Genomic DNA, 16812 nt, shown 5'->3' with positions numbered 1-16812 from the left:
TGTTTCATGTAGAAACTGGAAACGGTTTGTATCTTTGAGGGTCTGCAAGAGGAAAGAAGAGAGGGGAGCCCAGCGGTCCGGACGGACCGCCAGAGAATCAGTTATTACTGGGTACAACCACGCTTTCGTCGAATTCGAGTTCCATGTCCTGTCCTCTCGGTCAATGAGGCCCCAGACGGGGCATTCAATTATGAGCCAAGTTTATCGTTGCTATAATTTTGAACAATCCGTAAAACCCCTATGCGACCAAAGGCAAAAGCCCGGGCGAATAGTCAGAATTTCTGATGTACCGCTGCAAAAGATTTTGATTTTTTTCGCACAACCAAGTTTCTAGACTTGGCTTCAACGATGTAACCAGGGAACAGGGTGAATTTTCATCATGCAAATCAGGAATACCTCAGCCGACTACGGTCTTGTAACCATCGTGAATCACTGGGTCGTTGCTCTGGCTGTTTTCGGCCTGTTCGGGCTCGGCTTCTGGATGGTGGATTTGTCCTATTACGACGACTGGTATCGCCGCGGTCCGGATATTCATCGCAGCGTTGGCATACTGCTGTTTTTATTGATGCTTTTCCGGGTGGTCTGGAGAGCGGTGAATGTTTCGCCGGATCCGCTGGATGGGCACAAGAGCTGGGAGATTCGAAGCGCCCATGCAGCCCACCTTCTCCTATACGTGCTGATTTTCGTCGCCATGGTCAGCGGCTACCTGATATCGACCGCCGACGGGTCTTCGATCAGCGTGTTCGGCTGGTTTGAAGTGCCATCGGTCACTGGCCAGATAAAGGGAATGGAGGACATCGCCGGAACAGTTCACTATTGGTCCACCTGGGCCATTGTCGGTCTTGCTGCCATTCACGCGGCTGGCGCCTTCAAACATCATCTGCTTGATCGCGACCGCACGTTACGGCGTATGCTAGGGAAGTGACTGGCCGGCCGTTTTTTATCGTTTAACGCCCGGAAGTCGGGCACCAATGCAACAAGGGAGATAACCATGAAAAAAGTTCTGCTTGCCTCGGCCGTGTCGATGGCGCTTGTAGGTGCAGTCCAGGCCAACGAGCACAGCGGCACCTATGCGTTTGATACCAAGGGCACTCACCAGTTCATTACCTTCAAGATTTCCCACCTTGGCTACAGCTGGCTGTACGGTCGTTTTAACGATTTCGACGGCGAGTTTGTCTACGACGCCGAGAATCCGGAGAACAGCACTGTCAACGTGACGATCGATACTGCGAGTGTGGATTCCAATCACGCCGAGCGCGACAAGCATCTGCGCAGCGAAGATTTCCTGTATGTGGACGAATTTCCGCAAGCAACGTTCAAGAGCAAGCGCGTGGTGCTGGATGAAGAAGGCGAGGCCGATATCATCGGCGACTTCACCCTCCGAGGTGTGACAAAAGAAGTGACCCTCGATGCCGAAATGCTTGGCCACGGGGACGATCCCTGGGGTGGCTACCGTATGGGTTTTGAAGCGGAAACCGAGCTTCGCCTGACAGACTTTGGCATCCCGATGGATCTCGGCAAGGCCTCCGAGACTGTCGAGATCATCATTTCTGTCGAAGGTATCCGGCAGTAAAACTGGCTGACCCTGTCAGAGGGGGTTCCGGGCGCAGGCCCGGAACCTCACTTCAGGATTCCCCTCTACGATGCATCATGATTGTCCGTGAATACAAATGCCGCATTCTGGCTGGTTCAGAGCGTGGATTCGCTCTGTGGATGATCTGACGATGACCTGTCTGTTTCACAAGATTTGCACAGGTGCCTTTGGCGCCAGAATTGTCCCGCGAAGATGACCAGCCAGATCAGCAAACCCGCCCAAAGGTAGGGCTCGGGAATCTGGAAGCTGCCGCTGATTGCAAACTCCACGAGGAGCATCAGTGCCACCGCCAGAACCGCATTTACCATGGCTGTCACCATGGCTTGCCCGCAGGCTTTGATGTTGGGTTTCATAGTGTTCCGCTTGTCAGAGAAGTAAAACGGTCTTCTATTCACTTCGACGGAGCATACGGCTCACCTTACGGACTCTCCATGCGGGAATTCCGCTATTGGAATCAGACGTCTGTGCGACACCTCGGCAGTTTTGGCCAATAAATCCGCAGGTTGTTGGTGTATCGGCGCCTTGCTCCATATAATGTGCGCTCCTGCTAACCGGTGATTATTCCGGGGCCAGGGCGTAGCATCACCGACGGTATTCAAATCAGGCAACACAGGCAATCAAAGAGGCATCCATGCCAGAGTTTCAGACAACGGATGAAGGCTTCGAGCGGGTTTCGCTCCGGGATTACACGGAAAAGGCCTATCTCGATTACTCCATGTACGTCATTCTTGACCGGGCACTTCCGAATGTCGGCGATGGCCTGAAACCGGTTCAGCGGCGAATCGTCTATGCCATGTCCGAGTTGGGACTGAAATCCACCTCGAAGTACAAGAAGTCTGCCCGTACCGTGGGTGATGTGCTGGGTAAATTTCATCCCCATGGCGACAGCGCCTGTTACGAGGCCATGGTGCTCATGGCTCAGCCTTTTTCCTACCGCTACCCTCTTGTGGACGGGCAGGGTAACTGGGGCTCCCCGGACGATCCCAAGTCCTTTGCTGCCATGCGCTATACCGAATCTCGCCTGGCGCCGTTTGCGGAAGTTCTACTGGGAGAGCTGGGGCAGGGCACGGTGGACTGGGTGCCCAACTTTGATGGCACCATGGATGAGCCGTCAGTGCTTCCGGCCCGGTTGCCCCATGTTCTGCTTAATGGCACCACCGGTATCGCCGTTGGTATGGCCACGGATATCCCGCCGCATAACGTTCGGGAAGTCACCGCAGCCTGCATACGCTTGCTGGATCAGCCGGAGTCGACGGTTGATGAACTCTGCGAGCACATCAAGGGCCCGGATTTTCCGACTGAAGCAGAAATCATCACCCCCCGGAAAGACATCCGGCAGATGTACGAAACCGGCCGCGGATCGCTGCGGATGCGGGCACGGTGGATCCGCGAGAGTGGTGAGATCGTGGTTACGGATCTGCCGCACCAGGTCTCTGGCAACCGGGTTCTGGAGCAGATTGCCCATCAGATGCAGACCAAGAAGCTACCGATGGTGGCGGACCTTCGTGACGAATCCGATCATGAAAACCCGACCCGCCTGGTGATCGTGCCCCGATCCAACCGGGTTGATCTGGATGGTTTGATGGCGCACCTGTTTGCCAGCACCGATCTGGAGAAAACCTATCGGGTCAACATCAATGTGATCGGCAACGATGGCAGACCGGGCGTGAAGGGATTGCACCAGATCCTTACCGAGTGGCTGACCTTCCGGCGCACCACTGTCATCCGCCGTCTCCAGCACCGCCTGGACAAGGTGCTTGCACGCCTGCACATTCTGGAAGGCCTGTTGATCGCCTATCTCAACATCGATGAGGTGATCGAGATCATTCGCACTGAAGACAAGCCCAAGGCCGAATTGATGGCCAGGTTCGGTCTGTCCCCGGACCAGGCGGAAGCCATCCTCGAACTCAAGTTGCGCCACCTGGCCAAGCTTGAGGAAATGAAAATCCGGGGCGAGCAGGATGAGCTTGCGGCTGAACGGGATGAGCTCCAATCCATTCTGGGTTCCGAGGATCGCCTGCGCGAACTGATCAAGAGCGAGATGCAAGCGGATGCCCAGACCTTTGGCGATGATCGCCGCTCACCGATAGTCGAGCGTGAGGAGGCCAAGGCATTCAGTGAAGTGGACCTGATCTCGAACGACCCCGTTACGGTTGTGCTGTCTGAAAAAGGCTGGGTTCGCGCCGCCAAGGGGCATGACATTGAGCCGGAAGGTCTGAGTTATAAAGCCGGTGACCGTTTCTCCCTCGCGGCCCGGGGACGGAACAACCAACAGGCGATATTCCTGGATTCTACCGGGCGCGCCTATTCCTTGATGGCTCACAGTTTTCCATCTGCCAGAGGCCAGGGTGAGCCGCTGACGGGGCGCATCAACCCGCCCTCCGGTGCCAGCTTCTCAGGCCTGTTGATGGGAGATCCGTCCCGTAAGGCGTTGCTGGTTACCGACGGTGGCTACGGGTTTGTTACATCGCTGAACGACATGATCAGTAAGAACCGCAATGGCAAGGCAGTAGTCAGTGTTCCCAAGGGCGCGAGGATCATGCCTCCACTGACCATACCGACGACCGAGAAAACGCTGTATCTGGGGGCGGTGTCCAACGAGGGACGGATGCTGGTGTTCCCGCTTAGCGAATTGCCGGAACTGGCCAAGGGTAAAGGCAACAAGATCATCAGCATTCCCTCGGCCAGGGTTCAGAGCCGTGAAGAATATGTGGTGGCAGTAGCAGTATTTGCCGAGGATGACCAGCTGGAAATACGGGCCGGCAAGCGCAAGATGGGGTTGCAGTTCGCGGACCTCGAGCACTACCTCGGAGAGCGGGGGCGCCGCGGCCACAAGCTGCCAAGGGGTCTGCAACGGGTTGATGGCATTGACGTGATTCCTTCCGCCGCACGAGCGCAGGAAGAGGCGGGCTCTGACAGCGAGGGTACCGACAGTGAGTGAACTGGTACTGATTAATGTCTCCGGGCGTGACAAGCCCGGCCTGACGTCGGAAATCACCGGCATCATGGGGCGCTATGATGTGCGCATTCTGGATATCGGACAGGCGGTCATCCACGACCACCTGACGTGGGGCATTCTGATCGAGATTCCGGATGAATCCAAATCCTCGCCCGTCATTCGTGACTTGCTGTTCCGGCTACACGCTCTGGATCTGCAGGTCAGGTTTGCGCCGATCACCGTCGAGGAGTACCAATCCTGGGCCGCGGCCCGGAACCGGGCCTGCTACATCGTGACGCTGCTTGCCCGGGATATCAAAGCCGAGCAGATTGCCCGGGTTTCCGCCATCACGGCGCGTCATGGTCTGAACATCGATAACATCTCACGCCTGTCTGCCAGGCCCTCGCTGAATGCCGCAGACAATCGTATCGCCTGTGTCGAGTTCTCGGTAAGAGGCACACCATCAGATCTTGAGAAACTTCGGGCGGATTTCCTGCATATCGCTGGCGAAATGAATGTGGATATCGCCTTCCAGGAAGATTCCATCTTCCGCCGCAATCGCCGGCTGGTGGTCTTTGACATGGATTCCACGTTGATCGAAGCCGAAGTGATCGACGAGCTGGCTGCGGAGGCCGGAGTCGGGGAGCAGGTGGCAGAGATTACCGAAAGGGCCATGCAGGGCGAGCTGGATTTCAGCCAGAGTTTTGCCGAGCGCCTGGCACTTCTGAAAGGCCTGGATGAATCGGTCCTCGAGGGAATCGCCTCGCGGTTGCGGATGACCGAGGGTGCAGAGCACCTGATCCTCAGTCTCAAGGCGCTGGGATATCGCACCGCAATCCTGTCGGGCGGCTTCACCTACTTTGCGCGCCACCTTCAGCGCAAACTCGGTATCGATTACATCTACGCCAATGAACTCGAAATTGAGGATGGCAAGGTCACAGGCAAGGTTTCCGGGCAGATTGTCGACGGCAAGCGAAAGGCAGAACTGCTTTTGGAAATCGCCGAGAAAGAGCATATTTCCCGGGAACAGGTTATTGCCGTCGGTGATGGCGCCAATGACCTTCCAATGCTGAGCCAGGCCGGCCTGGGGGTGGCTTTCCGCGCCAAGCCCCTGGTCAAGGAATCAGCGCGCCACGCGATTTCGACGCTGGGGCTGGATGCGATCCTGTACCTGATTGGTTTCCGTGAGAGCGAAACCAATCAGAGTCTGGAAAACGCCGACTTCTGAGCCGTTCAGGCTCAGTTGTCGCCGAAGTCGTAGTTCATTTCAGGTACTGGTGCCTGCAGGTAGTAGCCCTGAATATAGTTCACGCCGGCCTGCCACAGGGTGGCGAGAACGCCGGCATTCTCCACAAGCGGGATGATGGTGAGCTTACCGCTGGACTGCAGGCTCTTGACCATTTCCTTGACCTGTTCTTTGGCCTCGTCGCTCTTCTGGATTTCTTCCGTGAAGGAACCATCGATCTTCACATAGTCCGTATCGATGTGTTTCAGGGTGTTGAACGGATTGAGGGCGCAGCCGAACTGGGAGATGGATACCTTGCAGTGAAGCTCGTGCACCGCCTTGGTGAAGTCTTTCGCCTGCTTCATGTAGTTGTTGGCATCGCCTTCCCGGATCTGGAAAATCAGGGAATCGCCCGGCAGCCGTGCGGCTTTCAGGGCAACGCTCAGCCAGGGAGTGAAGGTTTTATCCTGCAGGGTTTCGGCCGTCACATTGAGGAACAGGCGGGTATCGTGGCCCCGTGAGCGATGGCTGGACAGCTGTTTGATGGTCTGCAGAATAACCCAGCGGTCAATCTTGATCGCGGTGTCGCTCGGACCTGTTGGCGGCAGGAAGTCATAGGGTGAGACTTCCTCATCGTCCTTGTCGAGCATGCGCACGAAGGCCTCGTAATGTTCCTCGCCTTCGCCACGCAGGTTGATTATCGGCTGGAACAGCAGCCGGAAGCGGTTTTCTTCCAGAGCTTTCTGAATCGCTTCCACCGAATTGCTTTGATCCAGAGCCTCGAAGTCGGCGGGGTTGTAGACCACCACACCGTTGCCCTCTGCATGACCTTCGAGCTTTCGTACTTCCGCCGATGCCGTATGGGCCCTGGCCATGAGTTCCTCGGTCTTCGGCGAATTCTCGGTAATCGCGGCGACACCGATGCTCACGGTCAACTGGACCGTGCGGCCATTGATATCAAACAGATGGTCCTCAACCGCCTTGCGGATGCGCTCGGCGTGCCCTGCCATGGTAGATTCATCGCAGGGCTGGCTGAGCAGACTGAAGGCATCATCGCTCAACCGGGCCAGGGCAAGGTCGCCACCGGCCTGCTCTTTGAGCAGGTTTGCCAGATCACCAAGCAGCAGGTCGGCGCCGGAAATGCCCACCTGGCCCTTCATGCTCATGAAGTTATCGAGGGCGATGTAGGCGAGTGCACCGGTTTCATTCTTCTTGCCGGCGTTGGCGATTGCTTCAGCGAGTGCATCCATCAGGTACTGACGATTATACAGCCCGGTCAGAAGGTCCTGGCTGCTGATCTGGCGCAGCTTTTCTTCCAGCTCTGCGTCGCTGTGCTCCGGCTGCAGAACGATCTGCGTGCATTCCTCACCGTCGTAGGTGGCGGCCGAGACCGACATGGTCACGTTCAGTTCGTGGTCGTCGCTGCGTCGAGCCGTGCAATTCATGGTCATGCCGTCTTCGCCCTTTTCGGCAAACGACTTCATGAATTCCTTGTACTTCTCCTGGCTTTCCGGGGTGAGGGTGTCCAGCACCGGAACGCAGATTAGATCGTCGATGTCATCGTACCCGAGAAACTCCATGTACGACTGGTTGGCGTAGATGTGCATGCCATCATTGATGTAGGCAATCGCATCCTTGGAGCTTTCCAGCAGCAACTGGCACCGCTGTTCCGCTTCCCGCAGATGGGACTCCAGAACACGGCGCCGGCGACGTTCGTCAAGAGCTGCCAGCTCACGATTGACCTTCAGCACAATAAGATCGGTGTGCTCGAACGACACCGTATCCTGGGCGCCTGCCTTCATCATGCCTACGGTGCGCTCCCGGCTTTCTTCTTCCGTCAGGAGAATGAACGGAATGTCCTTGTCCATCCGGCGGATCATGGCGAGGGCGTCGTCGGCCGAAAATTCCTGCTCCAGGTCGCGGGCCAGAAGCAAATCCCAGTTTCCGGCCTTGAGCGTTTCTTCCAGATCTTCTTCCGAGGTGATTCTGTGGGCTCGGGTAGCCTTGCCGGAGTTACGGAGCAGGCTGACCAGTGATTCGGCATCGTTTTGCGATGGATCCAGAATCAGCAGGTGTACGGTCGCGTTCTTTTTCTGCATTCGAAGGGCATCTCGTGATACACGGTTCATTCACTAACGCTGAATGATGCAGGGGTTGCCGATCAATAACAACCCTCTGAAGGCTTCCGGTGTCTCAGTTTGGAGACCTTACAGAGATGGCCAGAGCGAGTCGAATTCGTCCTCGCTGGCTCCGGATGATGCAGGCGGTGCGCCAGCATTCAGCGTTGCCGCGTTCTGCAGCTTGAGTTCGAACTGGCTGATGCTGCCAGTAGAGGACACTTTGCGAGACAACTGACCCTGATCTTCCCGGCCATCATGGAGCAGGGAGATGCGGCTGCCCGACTGGAATGGCAGGCGAGGCGTGATCAGTGTGGCTGACTGGTTGACCACGCTGATTTCCGGTAACAGCAGGCCGCGCAGGTATTCACTGCTATTGCCCACTTTCTGGATCAGGCGCACACCGCAGGGTGAAGCGCTCGGTGCGAGCAGCTCAATGCCCACCTGGGTGCCCTGGTTCTTGATCTGTCGAATCCAGCGCACCACCGCCACGCTCCAGGGATGAGAGTTTTGCTCACGAACGCCCAGAACCTCGCCGGCCTGCAATGACGGAGGCACATTGCTTTCCCACGCGACGCAGTAACCACCTGGGCTGGTGTTGATCAGCAGAGAGTGGTGCGACTTTGGCCGGTTCCGGTCGGTCGACGGGGCCTTGGAGTTGCCGTAGGAACCCTTGAAGTTGATCGGCGTGTCGCCGGCGTGAAGCCGTTCGTCGCTGGGACTGGCGTCGTGGGCGCCCGACCAGGCGTCCTGCTTCTGGCGCGAAGACCGTGCGAACAGGTTTTCTTCTTCATGATGGCCGTTGTCGTTGCCATTCACGAATTCCGTAAAGGTTTTCTCACCGGCAATGAAGTAGTGCGCGGCTGTGAGGCCGACGCAGACTTCAAGTGAACCCTGGCTCGCGATGCGGTTGAAGTTCCGCTTCGCGAGAATACCGAGGGCCTGGCTAAGGTGGGTGAGCAGTGTGTCGCTTACCTTTGCCGGCACCTGAAGTTCGTGATCGGTATCTTTGTGCTCGCGACGGGCATGGAGCGTCTCCGACAGCATCGCCGAGAGGTCATGGGTATCAAAGCCGAAGCTGTCGTCACCTGGCTTCTGTTCGAGGAGGCTGCGGTAAATCGGCGGGTTGTCCCGTTCCATGTTGATTACAAAGAGGCTGTCGTCCTCAACATCCGGTCCGCATCGGGTATGGTCGGTCCAGGATTCGAAGAGTTCATAGACGTGCAGAAGCTCAGCCTGCCGAAGCTGATTCGGGCGCGCGCAGCCCAGCAGGAGGATACGCTTGTAGCTGTCGGCGACCGAGCTGCTGCGGCGATGCTGAAGTGTGTCGTCATCCACCTGAACCACTGAGAGCTTGTTGCGGTGTGCAAACCGGAATAGACGGTGACACTCCAGCCAGCTCTGGGCGGGGCTCGGGCAGTAGAGCTGGTGCGATCTCAGAATAGTTGCCGACAGCTCGGAAATGGCCCGGTGTGCGGCTGTGGCAATCTGGCGCCGATTCTTGTCCAGTCCCCCGTTGTCGATAAACTCCAGAACGCACAGCTTGTAGCCGCCGGCCAGATGTAATTGGAGCGCCTGGGACAGATTTGCGATCTTCCTTTGTTTTTCGGGCAGCGCCACGGCAAGACCGAGGTAGTGGCGGGAGAGCTCATTACAGACAAAATGAATCTTTTCCCGAATCAATTCCAGGAACTGCATGCGCTGCTGGGGCGCCAGGAAAAGGTGGTTCAGTTCGATAATGGCGTGGTAAAGCTGTCGTGACACCTCGCCGATATTGGCCATCGGCAATTGGTCTATCCAGACCCGGAACGCCTTGGGCGTCGTGTCACAGAACGACAGGCTGGCCGTTTTCTGTTCGGGAACGCGGAGATCAGGTTTCAGGGTCTTACCTTCCATGAATGCATGCCAATGTCTGGACCACAGGTGGTATTCCGGGGTTGGCCCTGCCTGGCTGGCGGTTACCGGGTGTCCGCCGGCCTGTCAGGAAAACGCCGTAAATACATGTTTTTATCGTTAACGGTACTGGACTTTAAAGTAGCAAACCAGTCGTAAAAAGCGAGAAGATCATGAGTTGACAATCTTTGACAAGTGAATTTGGGCCGTTTTTTGCGAAACCGGTCACGGGAACAGGTTGATCGGGGTCTTGCTTTCCTTGCCAGGCTCTTCTCTCACCAGCTTCGGCACCAGAAAACCGGGCAGGCGCGCCAGCAGCTCACGCACCAGATTTCGGGCCTCATCATCGGATACGTCGAAATGGTGAGCGCCTGTCACTGGATCAAATGCATGCAGGTAATAGGGCAGGACGCCCGCATCAAACAGGGTCTCGCTCAACTCTTCAAGCACCGCCGTTCGATCATTTACACCCCTGAGGATCACGCTCTGGTTCAGGAGCGTTGCGCCTGCGGCCCGGAGGTATCCGAGCGCACGGCGAGTGGGGCCGTCGATCTCTGCCGGGTGGTTGATGTGCAGGACAATCACTACCTGGAGCGGAGTCGTCGACAGCCACTTCAGTAACTCGTCGCAAACCCTCTGGGGAATCACAACTGGCAAGCGGGTATGCAGGCGCAGCCGGCGGATGTGGGGTATCCCGCTGATAGCGCTTGCCCACTGACTGAGTAGGCGATCATTGACGGCCAGGGGATCGCCGCCGCTGAAGATGACTTCGTTGATTTCCGGGCTGGCGCCAAGGGTATCAATTACCCGCTGCCGGTCGTGAGGGCTCAGGCGTTGCTCGTCGTAGGGAAAGTGCCTGCGGAAGCAGTACCGGCAGTTGATCGCGCACTGTCCGGTCACCATGAGCAGGGCACGGCTGCGGTACTTGCGGATGAGCCCGGTGGTGGCGATGGCGCCGGATTCTTCGAGAGGATCGCTGACAAAACCGGGCGCGTGGCCGGCTTCGTCCGCCAGCGGAAGCACCTGTCTAAGCAAAGGGTCGGCCGGATTGCCCTTTTCCATCCGGTTGAGGAAGGGTTCAGGTACCCGGATCTGAAAAAGCCGGTGGCCTTGTTCTGCCCCTGCAAGCCACGGTTCCTCGGGCAACTCCAGGCGGCGGAGCAGCTCCTTCGGCGACTTAACAGCGCCCGACAGCAGTTGCTGCCAGCTGCGTTGTTCGTGGTCGGAAAGGTGGGCTTCTATACGGGCGGGGGTTCGCTGTATCATAACGCCCTTCGAATTCTAAACAGCATTTTGTCAGGTGGACATTTCATGGCTTCATATTCTACCAACGAATTTCGCGGCGGTCTTAAGGTTTTGCTGGATGGCGACCCCTGCATCATTCTCGAGAATGAGTTCGTCAAACCCGGGAAGGGTCAGGCCTTCAACCGGGTAAGGCTGCGTAACCTCATGACCAACCGGGTCTGGGAGCGCACGTTCAAGTCCGGCGAAAGTCTGGAAGCCGCAGATGTCATTGATCAGGACATGGAATACCTCTATACCGACGGTGAATTCTGGCACTTCATGCTGACTGACGGTTCCTTCGAGCAGTACCCGGCTGATGCCAAAGCGGTTGGCGACGCGCTGAAGTGGCTGAAAGAGCAGGACGTTTATACGGTAACGCTCTACAACGGCTCGCCGCTGTCTGTAACGCCCCCCAACTTCGTTGAACTTGAGGTGGTCGATACCGATCCGGGAATGAAAGGTGACACCGCCCAGGGTGGTTCCAAGCCGGCAACACTCTCTACCGGTGCGGTTGTCAACGTACCCCTGTTCATCACCATCGGCGAAGTCCTGAAGGTGGATACCCGCTCTGGCGAGTACGTGAGCCGGGTAAAGAGCAGTTGATCCGGTCATGAACCGCGAACCTGTCTGGCAGCCCTCTGCCTCGCAGGCTGCCCTGAAAAGCCGCGCACAACAACTGGCGTTTGTGCGCGGCTTTTTTGCGAAGCGAGAAGTGCTGGAGGTCGAAACCCCGGTGCTTGGGCGATGTGGCGTTACTGATGTCAATCTTGACGGCATCCCCGCGCAGGTTTCTGCCGGCACACGCAAAGGCGGGTGGCTCCAGACGTCTCCCGAGTACCACATGAAGCGATTGCTTGCGGCCGGCTGTGGATCCATTTTTCAGATCTCCAGGGTGTTCCGCAATGGCGAACAGGGGCGTCGTCACAACCCCGAATTCTCCATGCTCGAATGGTATCGGACAGGCTTTGACGATGTGACGCTCATGGCTGAAGTGTCGGACCTTGTCTGCGGCTGGCTGGGATGCGAGCGGCCGGAAATCATTCAGTATCGCGATGCCCTCAGGCGATGGGCGCACATTGACCCGTTCGCAGCGACGGACCTTGAACTGATGCGCCGCTGTGAGGAGTGGCTGGAGCCAGAGCAATTGGCGGACCTTGGTCGGGATGGCTGCCTCGATCTGTTGATGAGTTTTGCCGTGGAGCCGAATCTGGGACGGGGCAGGCCCGTTTTCATAACGGGATATCCAGCCTCGCAGGCTTCTCTCGCTAGAGTTTCGAAGTCTAACGGTTATGAGACCGCGCATCGTTTTGAACTCTATGTAGATGGTCTGGAGCTTTGTAACGGTTACTGGGAATTGACCGATCCAAGAGAACAGAGGTTGCGCTTTGAGGCCGATAACGAGCTTCGCAGCCGATCCGGAAAGCCTGAAATGGAGCTGGATGAGGCTTTTCTCGCTGCGCTTGATCAGGGTTTGCCCGAGTGCTCCGGTGTCGCACTCGGGCTGGACAGGCTGCTGATGCTCAAGCTGGGAGTCCAGGACATCCGTGAGGTCTTGGCGTTTCCGTTCGAGCGGGCTTGAGCCTGCGGAACTTGATCACGCCAGGGCGCCGAACGCCTCGCCCATGCGAACGGTTTTGCCGGCCACCTGATTGCTGTTCCAACTGACGGCGCCTTTTGGCATAACCACAATCACAGTGGAGCCCAGGCGGAACCGGCCCATTTCTTCACCCTTATCGAAGGTGATGGCCTGCTCGCCTTCGTACAGTGTTGATGTGACCTGCCGTCTGCCGGGCACAACAACGCCTGCCCAGCGGGTTTCCACGCTGCCGACAATCATGGCGCCAACCAGTACCAGGGCCATGGGGCCGGAGGCGGTGTCGAAGATGCAGACAACCCGCTCATTGCGGGCGAACAGATTCGGGACATTTTCGGCGGTTACCGGGTTGACCGAAAAAAGCTTGCCGGGAACATGGATCATCTGTCGAAGCGTGCCGGCCATCGGCATGTGGATCCGGTGATAGTCCTTGGGCGAGAGGTAGATTGTAGAAAATTCGCCATCGGCAAACGGGGCTGTGGTCGCCTCTTCGCCACCGAGCAGCTCGCTCAGGCTGAACGACTGGCCCTTTGCCTGGAAAACCCGGTCTCCGGTGACCTGGCCGAGCTGGCTGATGGCGCCGTCAACGGGGCTGACCAGGGTTTTTTCGCCGTCCGCCAGGGGGCGGATGCCAGGCTTCAGCTCCCGGGTGAAGAAATCGTTGAACGTGGCGTAGGCTTCAGGGTTAGGCTCGGCGGCTTCGCTCATGTCAACGCCATAGCGGCCGATAAACCATTTTATAACCCGGTTCTTGAGCGCAGGGGAGCGGTCATTGTCCGCCAGACGGCCGGCGAGGTTGGATACCCCCAGTTGCGGCGTGATGTACTGGCTAAGAACAAAAAGCTTGTCGAACATTAGATGTGATCCTTTGCGCTCAAAGGCGCGAAGTTTACCAAAGACTGCTACCTGTATAGAAATTGTTTCATGGCTTCGCGGTTATGACGCGGCCTTGCTATTATCGTGTCACCTTTTGCGTGACAGCTTCCGGCTCCGGCCGATAACCAAGAAAATAAGGCGTGCGTAGATTCTATGTTACTGATCGTCGGTTCGATTATTGTTCTGGCCAGCGTATTGACTGGCTATGTTCTCCACGGCGGCAATCTGATGGTGCTCTGGCAGCCAACCGAAGTGTTAATCATTTTCGGGGCGGCTCTGGGCTCGTTCATCATTGCTAACCCCGTCCATACGCTCAAAGAAGTCTTTGGTAAGGGAGTCCAGTTACTCACAGGCTCACCCTATAAAAAGGCTTTCTACATGGATCTGCTGAGTCTGCTTTACGAGATCTTCGATAAATCCCGTAAACAAGGCGTCATGGCGATCGAGGAGGACATCGATAATCCCGAGGCAAGCCAGATTTTCAGTCGATATCCAGCCGTCATGAAGTCCAAGGAACTGCTCGCGTTCATCACGGACTACCTTCGCATCATCAGCTCCGGAAATATGGCGACCCACGAGCTGGAAGGCATGATGGAGAATGAGATCGACAGTCGTCAGCACGAGCTTGAGGAGCCTGCTCACGCGGTCAACAAAATCGCCGATGCGCTGCCGGGGCTTGGCATCGTCGCTGCGGTGCTGGGTATCGTAATTACCATGAACTTTCTCACTGAAGGCCCGGAAAAAATTGGTCTCAGTGTGGCTGCAGCACTGGTGGGTACTTTTCTGGGTATTTTCATGGGGTATGGTTTTGTGGGTCCTGCTTCTATCGCCATGGAACACGCTGCGAAGTATGAGCTGAAGGCTTACGAGTGCGTCAAATCAGCGATTGTGGCGACGGTTTCCGGGCAAGCACCCCAGATGGCCATTGAGTTTGGCCGCAAGGCGTTGCCCACGGATAAGCGCCCTGGGTTCCAGGAGCTTAATGATCACGTTCGTTCCAAGTAACACCGCCCTCATCTGAACCCGGAGCCGATTCGTGGAAGAACAGCCGATCATCATCAAACGGAAAAAGGTTGTTGCAGGTGGCCATCACGGTGGCTCCTGGAAGGTCGCGTTTGCCGATTTCGCCACCGCCATGATGGCTTTCTTTCTGGTTCTGTGGTTAACCGCTACGGCATCGCCGGAGCAAAAAAAAGCGGTTGAGGGTTACTTCCGGGATCCCGTTGGCTTTACCGAGGGTGGTTCTCCAAACCCTGTGGACCTTGAGGGCAGTGCCTCGGTCGTCAACGAGGCGAGTCCGGATATCGAATCGAGCCAGATCCAGATTGAAGACGAAGTGGTGGATGAGCTCTCTGAAACTCTTGAACAGCGACGTATGCAGGAGTTGTTTCAGGAGCTGAAGGAGCAAATCAAGCAGGATGAGACTTTGCAGGAGTTCAAGGATCAGTTGCTGATCGATATAACCGACGAGGGCCTGCGGATCCAGATCGTCGATCGCTCCGGTCGCCCCATGTTCGACAGCGGCCGGGCCGAGCTGAAGTACTACTCTCAGGATATTCTGTTTGAGCTTGCGAAAACTCTGGGTTCAGTGAACAACAAGCTCAGTATTACCGGGCACACCGACTCCACGCCATTTAGCGGCCGGCCGGGTTACACGAACTGGGAATTATCGGCAGACCGGGCAAATACCGCCCGAAGAGCGCTGGTTGCAGGGGGTGTGCGTCAGCAGCAGATTGCTCGCGTGGTTGGCCTGAGTGATTCCGTACTGTTCGACAACGAAGACCCGAACGCGCCGGTGAATCGCCGCATCTCCATTATCGTTCTGAACAAGAAGACCGTCGATAATATTCAGAGCACTGCCGGCCAGTCAGATGAGCCCCTGATTGATCTGACCCAGCCGACCGAGGCGGAGCGGGAGGCGGCCCGTGAGCGTCTGGAAAGCGGGGAATGGTTGCAGGAACAAGAAGAGCCGGCCCCTGGCGAACTCAACTGGTAAGGCCGCTCGGGTCTGTCAGTCCAGCTTCAGCCCGCGGGCCTGCTGCTCCGTCATATCCTGAAGAATCCGGTGGAAGCTTTTCAGCCGCTCCGGGCTGATTTTCCCTTCCTCCGCAGCTCTGTCGATGGCGCAACCGGGGTCACCCATGTGCCGGCAGTTGCGGAACTTGCAGGTGCCGATCACCTCCCGAATTTCCCGAAAGCCATACTCGATCTCCTGCGCTGTCATATGCCAGAGCCCGAACTCACGGATCCCCGGCGAGTCAATCAGATCGCCTCCTAGCGGCAGGTGGAACAGCTTAGCCGTGGTTGTCGTGTGAATCCCCTTGCCGGTGCTCTCCGACACAGCCCCCACGCGAATGGCCTCATCGGGCATCAGTGTCTGGATAATGGATGACTTGCCCACCCCGGATTGCCCCACAAACACACTGGTCTGATCCTTCACCAGTGCCTCAACCTCTGGCGAAGGTTTATCACCGGACTCAGCCGCAGACGTTCGAACCACCTCATAGCCCAGGGCCTCATACCGGCCCAGAAGCGCGTCGATGTACTCCCGGTTGCTGTCGGTGATCAGATCGGTCTTGTTCAACAGAATCACTGCCGGAATGTCTGTGATCTCGGATGCAACCAGATACCGGTCAATCAGGTTATCGTGAGGTTCCGGCTCCGGCGCAATCACAAGAATAATATGATCAATGTTTGCGGCCACCGGCTTCAGGGCACCAAAATTATCCGGCCGCTGCAGCAGATTGCGGCGCTCACTGCGGGCAACGATAACCCCCGTCTCATTCTTACCCGGCCGCCAGACAACCTTGTCGCCAGTTACCAGGCTATCAATGTTGGCCCGAACAAAGCAGCGAACCACATCGCCTTCCTGGTCGCCTTCAAGCGCTTCGACATCCAGCTGTTGCCCGTAGTGAGCAATAACCAGCCCTTCCTGCTCTGGCCCGAGCTCGCCGGCGTCGGCCTGCTCCTGAACCTTCTTCTCCTTGCGCGCCGCCCGGGCCGCACGCTCCTCCTGGACTTTCTTGATGCGGAATTGCTGCTGTTTGTTCAGTCGCCGTTTTGCCATTTATGTCCCGGATAACCAGATGAAAGTTTCGCCCTTGGTGTGCCATCATACTGCAATCGTAGCTACTCGGCTTGGGCAATGCCGAGACGTTCAAGGTATATCACCTGATTTCGCAGTGGGGCTGGGTCCGGCTTTCCGGAAATGTCGGCGGCCATGGATGGCCGACGCCATGCGCACATGGATGTGCTCGTAGCGGTTTCCGGAAAGCCGGACCCAGCCCCACT

At 57.1% G+C, this 16812-nt stretch carries 14 protein-coding genes; 8 read left to right on the top strand and 6 right to left on the bottom strand.

The features are described from left to right. Positions 1-379 precede the first annotated feature (379 nt). Both AC5JQH_RS03790 and AC5JQH_RS03785 read left to right on the top strand, forming a co-directional pair. Positions 380-925: a cytochrome b gene (locus tag AC5JQH_RS03790; protein ID WP_104269898.1), complete on the top strand. Its 546-nt coding sequence runs from the start codon at positions 380-382 to the stop codon at positions 923-925. A gap of 66 nt (positions 926-991) precedes the next feature. Continuing rightward, positions 992-1573, top strand: a complete 582-nt coding sequence (locus tag AC5JQH_RS03785) for a YceI family protein (RefSeq protein WP_482902574.1) — start codon at positions 992-994, stop codon at positions 1571-1573. 116 nt (positions 1574-1689) lie between these two features. Here the strand turns inward: AC5JQH_RS03785 and AC5JQH_RS03780 are convergent, their stop codons facing one another. Continuing rightward, positions 1690-1947 carry a hypothetical protein gene (locus tag AC5JQH_RS03780; protein WP_053112721.1) on the bottom strand — a complete coding sequence of 86 codons (258 nt, stop codon included), beginning with the start codon at positions 1945-1947 and terminating at the stop codon, positions 1690-1692. Positions 1948-2225: 278 nt separating this feature from the next. Here AC5JQH_RS03780 and parC point away from each other — a divergent pair, with 278 nt between their 5' ends. Further along, positions 2226-4535: a DNA topoisomerase IV subunit A gene (gene parC / locus AC5JQH_RS03775; RefSeq protein ID WP_273017347.1), complete on the top strand. Its 2310-nt coding sequence runs from the start codon at positions 2226-2228 to the stop codon at positions 4533-4535. Next, on the top strand, positions 4528-5760 hold the full coding sequence (gene serB / locus AC5JQH_RS03770; RefSeq protein ID WP_008174104.1) for a phosphoserine phosphatase SerB: 1233 nt from the start codon (positions 4528-4530) through the stop codon (positions 5758-5760). Before parC ends, serB begins: the two co-directional genes overlap by 8 nt. Before the next feature lie 11 nt (positions 5761-5771). Here serB and AC5JQH_RS03765 read toward each other — a convergent pair whose 3' ends face one another. From AC5JQH_RS03765 to epmB, 3 genes are all read right to left on the bottom strand, one after another. Next, complete coding sequence (locus AC5JQH_RS03765) at positions 5772-7856, bottom strand: EAL domain-containing response regulator (protein ID WP_008174106.1); 2085 nt, start codon at positions 7854-7856, stop codon at positions 5772-5774. Positions 7857-7964: 108 nt separating this feature from the next. Next, the gene (locus AC5JQH_RS03760; RefSeq protein ID WP_008174108.1) at positions 7965-9770 is read right to left on the bottom strand and encodes a cyclic-di-GMP receptor FimW-related protein; all 1806 of its coding nucleotides are present in this window, start codon (positions 9768-9770) and stop codon (positions 7965-7967) included. 222 nt (positions 9771-9992) lie between these two features. Beyond that, positions 9993-11033, bottom strand: a complete 1041-nt coding sequence (gene epmB / locus AC5JQH_RS03755) for an EF-P beta-lysylation protein EpmB (protein WP_008174110.1) — start codon at positions 11031-11033, stop codon at positions 9993-9995. 45 nt (positions 11034-11078) lie between these two features. Here epmB and efp point away from each other — a divergent pair, with 45 nt between their 5' ends. Further along, on the top strand, positions 11079-11654 hold the full coding sequence (efp, locus tag AC5JQH_RS03750; RefSeq protein ID WP_008174112.1) for an elongation factor P: 576 nt from the start codon (positions 11079-11081) through the stop codon (positions 11652-11654). A gap of 7 nt (positions 11655-11661) precedes the next feature. After that, positions 11662-12630, top strand: a complete 969-nt coding sequence (gene epmA / locus AC5JQH_RS03745) for an EF-P lysine aminoacylase EpmA (protein ID WP_008174115.1) — start codon at positions 11662-11664, stop codon at positions 12628-12630. Between the two features lie 15 nt (positions 12631-12645). Here epmA and asd read toward each other — a convergent pair whose 3' ends face one another. Beyond that, positions 12646-13500 carry an archaetidylserine decarboxylase gene (gene asd, locus AC5JQH_RS03740; RefSeq protein ID WP_008174116.1) on the bottom strand — a complete coding sequence of 285 codons (855 nt, stop codon included), beginning with the start codon at positions 13498-13500 and terminating at the stop codon, positions 12646-12648. A gap of 174 nt (positions 13501-13674) precedes the next feature. Between asd and motA the strand changes: the two genes are divergently transcribed. Together motA and motB are read left to right on the top strand one after the other, a co-directional pair. Further along, positions 13675-14526 (top strand): flagellar motor stator protein MotA, encoded by an 852-nt coding sequence (gene motA / locus AC5JQH_RS03735; protein WP_008174118.1) that lies wholly within the window; start codon positions 13675-13677, stop codon positions 14524-14526. Between the two features lie 31 nt (positions 14527-14557). Continuing rightward, positions 14558-15517 (top strand): flagellar motor protein MotB, encoded by a 960-nt coding sequence (motB, locus tag AC5JQH_RS03730; RefSeq protein WP_273044735.1) that lies wholly within the window; start codon positions 14558-14560, stop codon positions 15515-15517. A 15-nt stretch (positions 15518-15532) separates the two neighbouring features. Here the strand turns inward: motB and rsgA are convergent, their stop codons facing one another. Continuing rightward, the gene (rsgA, locus tag AC5JQH_RS03725; RefSeq protein WP_014577800.1) at positions 15533-16588 is read right to left on the bottom strand and encodes a small ribosomal subunit biogenesis GTPase RsgA; all 1056 of its coding nucleotides are present in this window, start codon (positions 16586-16588) and stop codon (positions 15533-15535) included. Between the last annotated feature and the right edge of the window lie 224 nt (positions 16589-16812).

This window comes from Marinobacter sp. H13 (genome assembly GCF_059072335.1).
The sequence above is the reverse complement of the archived record's forward strand: the minus strand, read 5'-3'. Positions and strand labels throughout refer to the sequence as shown.